Annotated in this window: 4 protein-coding genes; 1 reads left to right on the forward strand and 3 read right to left on the reverse strand. The window is 48.2% G+C overall.

What is annotated here, in order from left to right:
* The 3 genes from Q8M98_00850 to Q8M98_00860 all read right to left on the reverse strand — a co-directional run.
* On the reverse strand, window positions 1-5,216 hold a 5,216-nt coding region (locus Q8M98_00850; GenBank protein MDP3113297.1), incomplete at its 3' end, for a chitobiase/beta-hexosaminidase C-terminal domain-containing protein.
* A 412-nt stretch (window positions 5,217-5,628) separates the two neighbouring features.
* On the reverse strand, window positions 5,629-5,853 hold the full coding sequence (locus Q8M98_00855) for a hypothetical protein (GenBank protein MDP3113298.1): 225 nt from the start codon (window positions 5,851-5,853) through the stop codon (window positions 5,629-5,631).
* 10 nt (window positions 5,854-5,863) lie between these two features.
* A complete protein-coding gene (locus Q8M98_00860) occupies window positions 5,864-6,898 on the reverse strand; it encodes a T9SS type A sorting domain-containing protein (protein MDP3113299.1) in 1,035 nt (344 codons plus the stop codon).
* 246 nt (window positions 6,899-7,144) lie between these two features.
* On the opposite strand from Q8M98_00860, the gene Q8M98_00865 reads away from it, so the two are divergent.
* The coding region (locus Q8M98_00865) for a glycoside hydrolase family protein (protein ID MDP3113300.1) at window positions 7,145-7,502 on the forward strand (358 nt) is incomplete at its 3' end.

Here is a 7,502-nt window from a genome sequence, read left to right on the forward strand (position 1 = left end):
ACGATCTGGCTCGGAGTCCAACCATCCTTGTAAGCGATCGCTTTGATAAATAGCGAACTGTTCTCAGGAACGTTGATCGCTCCCGTGTAGATCGTGCCAAAGGTCGGGCTGGGATTGCTGCCGTCCGTTGTATAACGGATACCGGCATCAGAGGTACTGCTTGTGATAGCCACATCAATGACAGACTGATACGTATCCGAGGGGATCGAGAATACCGGAGCTTCGACGGCGGGGATAATGATATTGATCACATAGCTGGAGTTGGTGATCATCGACGTATTCATGCCTACTTTATAAGCAATGGCTTTAATCGTAGTAGTGGAAGCGATGTTGATCGGATCGGCATAGATTGTACCAAACGTTTCAGAGGGCTCGGTTCCATCCAGTGTGTAGCGAATCGACGCTCCCGCGGTGGCGGAAGAAACCAAGACGTTTACCGGTGCGCCATATATCCCCGCGGGAGGATTGAATACCGGCGCGGCAACGGTTTGGATCGGAATCACGATGATATATTGAGCGGTCGCGATCGTCGAAGGATCCCAACCAGCCTTGAAAGCGCGGGCTTTGATAGTAGAGCTGACACTCACCGTGAACGAAGCAGTATATACCGTTCCGTTCAGCAGAGTCGGTTCGCTGCCGTCAGTTGTAAAGATAATGACGGCATCCGGGGTTGAAACTGAGATCATTACGTTCTGTGGCGAGGTGAAAACTCCGCTGGGAGGATCAATCTGCGGGGTGGCAACCACCGGCAGGGGAATGTTTATCACATAAGTGGCGCTGGTGATGATGGATGGGCTCCATCCGGCAACCTGGGCAATCGCCTTGATCATGAGATTGTTAGCTACAAGAATCGGACTAAGCGGATCGAAGATCGCACTGATTCCGATCACTGGATCACTGCCATTCAGCGTGTAATAAATGACCGGAGCGGCATTGATGGTCGATAGCGTCACCAATTGATTGGCTGCATAAGTGCCACCGGGAGGATTGAAAGCTACCGGGCTCGTGATCATGTTATAGATAGCGGTTGTGACTCCGGAAGGCTGCCAGTTATTCAAATATGCCCTGGCGGAGAGAGTGGTGCCGGCATTGATATTTACCGGTGCGGCATAGACAAATCCATTCACATCCGATGGTGCCGATCCGTCCAGCGTGTAATAGATGGTGGCATTTGAGGGAATGGCACTGATTGTCACCGCGAAGGGAACATAATAATCACCGCCGTTAACCGAAAATACAGGATTCGACACAGGACCATTGATGATATACGCATTGATTATCACATTGGAATTGATCCATCCGTTTCGATAGGCGATGGCTTTGACGGTCGTGCTCGTGTTGATGGAGAGCGGAACGGTATAGAGTATGCCATTGATGTCGGTGGGGTCGCTACCATCGATCGTATAGCGAATGCTCGCGCCGGGAGTAGGTGTGCTCAAAGTAAGCGTCTGCGCATCGGGATAGGAGCCTGAGGGAATCGAGAACACGGGATTTGCGGTAACGAAGAAATATTCCGCGCTGTTGATTGCCGAATCCAGCCAGTTTGCCTTGTAGGCATAGGCGCGTATCAAGGTGTGTTCATTGGCGATGAGCGGGGCGTTGTAGGTCATTCCATTCACGAGACTGGGAATAGATCCATCCAAGGTATAGCGGATCGTCGCGTCTGTGGGATAGACGTTGATGCTGATCGTCTGGATGCTATTGTAGTACCCGCCCGAGGGAGAGAACACCGGATGTCCGATCGCGCCGTTGATCACATAGGAAGCAGTGGCTACTTGGGAATCATTCCAACCGGCAAGATACGCGAAAGCTTTGATGATCGCACTCGTGCTAATATTTAGCGATCCGGTATAGACGAGTCCGTTTGTACGGGACGGCTCAGTTCCGTCTGTCGTATAAATGATTGTCGCAGACGGCGTGGCAGTGGTTATAGTAACTGTTTGCGCGCCGGCATATTGACCGGAAAGAGGATTGAAGCTGGGTGTGCTGACCGTTCCGGTGATGAAGTATTGCCCGTTCACAACGGAGCTGGGGTTCCATCCCGGTTTGATCGCGATCGCTCTGATCATGGTGTTTGAACCGATCAGAATCGGGGTTCCGGGCAGGTAGGCGATGCCGTTGATTTCGCTCGGCACCGATCCATCCGTTGTATAATAGATCATCGCATCGGGAGGATTTACCGAAATATATACGTTCACAGCCGAGGTATAAGTCCCCGGACCGGGAGTGAATACCGGATTGGCGATATTGCCGAAGATCGTATATTCGGCAACGTTCACCAATGATGGTCTCCAGTCTGCGAGGAAAGCTCTCGCTTTCAGCGTTGAACTGGATGCAATGCTCACAGGACCGATATAATCGATCCCATAGCTTGCGGTGGGGTCAAGTCCATCAAGTGTATATTTGATGTTTGCGCCTGAAGTGGAAGTACTGATCGAAACGTTGACCGCGGAGGGATAATCTCCCCCGCCGGGAACGAAAACAGGGCTAACAACCGTGCCGGTTACCTGATAAGTGCGCGTGGCAACGTCACTTTGCGTCCAGCCTCCCTGCCAGGCGATCGCTTTGATCACCATTGATGTTTCCAAACCGATCGGGATGCCGATCGCGTCATTATAGAGAGTGGAAGCGGTGGTAGGAACGCTGCCGTCCGTGGTATAGTGAATCGAAGCAGTGGGCACGGAAGGAACGGAAAGCCTCACCACGATCGGATCAAAATACAGCCCGCCCACGAGATTGAATATTGGTTGGGGCAGGACGCCAATACTGTAATAACCTTCACGGATAAAGCTCGGTTCCCAGTTGACCTTGTATGCTCTGGCACGGATATGATGTTGACCGGTGCCCAGAATGAAGGGTCCCAGAAATTCGTAGGAATCCGGCGAAATGTCCGTGGGAAGCGGATCCGCTCCATTCAGAGTATAGAATATCCTGGTGCCGGGAAGGATCGTGCTCATGCTCAACGAGATCGAATTGAAATAGCTGCTTGGTGGGGGATCAAAAACCGGAGTGTCCACTCTGCCGGTGATCTCAAATACTCCCACATAGATTTGGCTGGGGCAGATATCAGGATATTGCGCCAAGACCTTGATCGTTTTGGTTTGGGTGATCGATATCTGTCCAGTATATAGCAACGCCGGATTTGCCACCGGGTCGGTTCCATCGGTCGTATAGTAGATCGACGCTCCGAGTGGAACAGTGACTGTATTGATCGACACAAAGATCGGCACAGTGCTGGATCCGGGTGCGGGATTAAAGATCGTTCCGTTGGCAAAGAACTCGATATAGGTTCTGGCGCGCACATCATAATAGAAACTATACGTTGTGCTTGGCAGCCAGTCCGGATTGTATGCCCGGAAGGTGACCCAGGTCGGATTAGTGAGTTCGATGACCGTTCCCGTTGTATAGATCAGCGAGTTGGGATTGGAGGGACCCGGAACGCTATTGTCCAAAGTGTACCACAAAACCGCCGAAGGTGGGGTGATCGACAAAGCTTCGATCGTCAGAGGTATGAATCTGCCATATTCGACAGTATAGTACTCTCCAGCAGGTGGAGGTGGCGGGTTGAGCGTGTAGGAATTGATCGTGACGACTCCGGTGACAATATAGGTATGCGTGATGATATTGCTGGATATCCAACCCGTTCGTATAGCGATCGCCTTGATGATCCTGGTGCTTTGAGCGGGAACCACGATCGGCACAGTGTATAGAAACGTCCCCGGATTGCCTGGAACGGGATCGCTCCCATTAGTTGTATAGTAGATCTGTGCAGACAGATTGGCGGAAGTGATATTCACACTGGTCTGTGAATAATACAACCCGCCAACGGGATTGAACACCGGATCTGCGACTCTGCCGGTGATCCGATAAGTAGAGCTCACCACCTGCGATTGCGGATAGGACGGATGAATGAAAAACGCCTTGATCGTTTTGATGTTTTCAATGTTTGGAAGTGCGGGCAGAGCGATTGGTTGTGAATAGACCGCGGATGAACTTGTCGGAATGCTGCCGTCCAGAGTGAAATAGATTGTCGCGCCTTCATAACCCGGAGGAGACGAAAGTAGGACGCTGATGCCATGATCGAAAGTAGCTCCCCAGGGTGTGAAGATCGGTCCGATCGGGCTCACTATTATCGTCCACTGAAGAGTGACGGTCTCCCAACCATCTGTGACCGAATAAACAAGATTGTAGGTTCCGGGGATGCTGAAAAGATAGTCAAGCGATGATGATGTGGAAACAACATTGCTGAAGGGCACGCCGTTGAAAGTTCCCGACAATGTCCATGTATGAGTCAACGCGTTTCCATCGATATCGATCACATTCACGTTAAAGAGGACATTTTGATCCTGATTGACCGTGATTGTTCCTTGCGGAGGACTGTAGGAAAGAATCTCGGGTGGATCGTTTTGCGGTAAGACTACTACATGTATTTCCTGAGTGGAAAATCCGCTTGATAGTCTGTCCACTGCTGTAACAAGAAAAGATTGGGTACCATTGAAGTCTCGTCTGGGACTAAAAAGCACGTTATGCCCGTTCACACCTGGTGATTGGGTTGTTGCAACGTTGTAAGGCAGTGTAAATTGCGTTTGGGCAACAAACAGGTCAAAATTCGTGGGTGCTGAGTCAATACAATAGACATAATCTTGGAAATTTCGCGAAAACGAAACATCCTCGTCAGTATAGAATATATTCCCCGCTGGTAAATTGTGAAAAACCGGCGGATCGGGAACGGAGGTTACATTCAAACGGATGATCGCCGTTGCCATCGCCCGGTCAGTTCTGCTCAAGGGTTCGTCCGATACAGTAATCACCATAAGCTCCGTTCCAAACCATTGCTGCGGGATCGGTTGGAACCGCAGCTTCAATGGGTTGCCGGGATCGGGTTGGGTGATAATAAAATGCTCCGGGGTGCTATGATACAGATAGAGCGTTCCCCCGCCAGGATTCACGATGTGCCGGGTGAAATCCTTGATCCACGGAACGTCTTCGTAAAACCTACCCGTCAAAGGATCGGCAATATCGACCGCGTCCGGCAGATTGTACGGTGTGGAAGAAAAATTAAACGAAGGTCCTCGCACCAATTGGTTGTTCTGCATCACCTGTTCCAAAACTTCAGGTGTGATCTGAACTTCGCGCATGTTCAAAAATCTCTTAGCGTCGGCGCTTATGAGCGTGGCTGCCATAAGCACTATCAATAAAACGAATGCCTTTTTCATATATAATCTCCTATGTTCCTTATCATCAGTCTATTACCTATTTCGCACAACCCGTATCCGAGAGCGCAATCGATCTTTTTATAGTTAAACATCAGTTTACCTCGCAGAGATAGTTTAATTCATGCTCTTCATATTACAAAGATAATCGCTACGCGAAATATGTCAACTGTTTTCTTTGTGCCGCCATGCATACTGGGGGGAGACTGTTCAAAAATCATCACCATTCTACGCTGCTTTACCAGAGCACTTGGAGAATAAGTGGTCTAAGTGCTTCCATTTCACATTTTCTTGACAGATTTGGGAGATGTTCAGATTGGCAATCAGCGATTGCTCATGCATGATTGGTTTGCCTTTATCGATCAATTCTGTTAACCAGAGAGAAAGAGCAAGATTCAGAGCGGTTTGTTCGGATTTAAGACCATATCTTCCGGAGCACATCGACTTGATATTGAATTGCCAGATTATTGAACCATGTTTGTTCCGTCTCGATGATCCCATCTGTACGGGTTCCGATAGTTTGAAATGCCTGGTTGACCTTGATGATCAATCTGCCCGGGGCTACACTTGTGGTATCTGGTACCTGTGCCCACAGTTGAAGGCAGAACATTACGATGACTAAGGTGATGAGTGTTCTCATCTCTCCTCCTTTATTTTAGGCAGGTGATTTTTTTAGTGATTATCTCACTACCCGCCCTTACTTGCAAAAGATATACTCCGTTGGTTAGATCGTTAGTATCCATGCTTATGCTATGTCTTCCCTTGTAATAATGGGTTGTGTTCAGTTCCTTTACCAAGCGTCCTTTCAGATCATAGAGCTTGATACTTAGCTCAGCATGATTCTTTAAACTTATATCAAATGTAACCCGGGATGAAAAGGGATTCGGACTTGGAACAGCATTGACCAATACCCCGGGACTTAAATCATCCGAAACTGAACTGGGATTGTAGAGTGTGTAAAACATGATTGGATCGTATTCTTCAAATACGTTCTCCATGCTGGCAAACGCCACGAAATCCGATCCATAATCATAATCTGTATTGATCTGGAAAGCAATCCGATATTGGCTGAAGATGCTGCCTGTTGCCAGATCATGCAGCACACAATCGGTAATATCCAGATAGCGGTAGCCTGCTTCGCCATGATGTCCCGGTTCATTTCCCGGTTCATTAATTCCCTGCCAGGTAATTTCACCCACATTGGGATTAAAGGTATGAGGATTGCCCTCATCTCCCTTTGCCCAGTCGTCAAGCCCCAAGCTGATATCGTAATCAATATGGCTCACGATGCATTTTATTGTGTCTCCACCTGCTACTTCCCAGTGGGGAAAGAAAGTGTTAACGTATGTCGAATCTTCCAGTTGCTCAATTCCGCCACTTGAAAATTGGTATAAACGGATTGTAGCATTCACTAGTGAATAGCCACTGGGTATAAGTGGAATAGGAAAGCTGATAAATGCTCTCACCGAACAGTTTTCATAAGGATAGCCCAAATCTCCGACTTCGAATACATACGTCGTGGTATTCATGCTAAATGCTACACCTGATGTGTTAGCTGCCATATCACCGTCCAGCTCTGGGATCGCATATAAGCTATCAAGTATGGTCGAGCCAGAGTAAGCTGACATCTGTGCCATCAAGGGAGCACAAAACAGCACAATGATAAAAATGATGAAAGTTCTCACTTTTCCTTCTTACAACAACAAATAAACATAAGCACCACTTTTCAAGCCATATCGTATCATTTTCTAATCCTATCTATATGGCTAATCATATTTCTTTATTATAGCATAAAAACTATAGTGGATTGTACGAGATATCTGTCAAGCACAAAATCTGTTGCATCCTTATGCATCCGTATTTGTGTTAATATAGGGTAGTGGCTTCTTTGCTCCAGATACAGTATCCAATACTACTCGCAAGGAGATACGATGGAAGCCAAGCTGTTAGAACGCATCAAAGAACAACTGCTTAGACATGAAGGTCTGCGGCTCAAACCCTACCGCTGTACGGCAGGTAAGCTAACCATCGGTATCGGTCGCAATCTCGAGGACTGTGGGATCTCCCAAACAGAAGCTTATCTGCTCTTGGAGAATAATATCCAGAACTGCGAGAGACAGCTTTTGGATGAGATTCCTGAGATTTACAATGCTTTGGATGAAGTCCGCAAGTCTGTGCTGCTGAACATGTGTTTCAACCTGGGTATTGGTGGCTTGCTTGAATTTAATAACACCTTGGCATACATAGCTGCGGGGGATTGGAAACGGGCTGCCAATGGCATGCTGGCAT

Source organism: Candidatus Cloacimonadaceae bacterium, from assembly GCA_030693415.1.
Lineage (GTDB): Bacteria > Cloacimonadota > Cloacimonadia > Cloacimonadales > Cloacimonadaceae > JAUYAR01.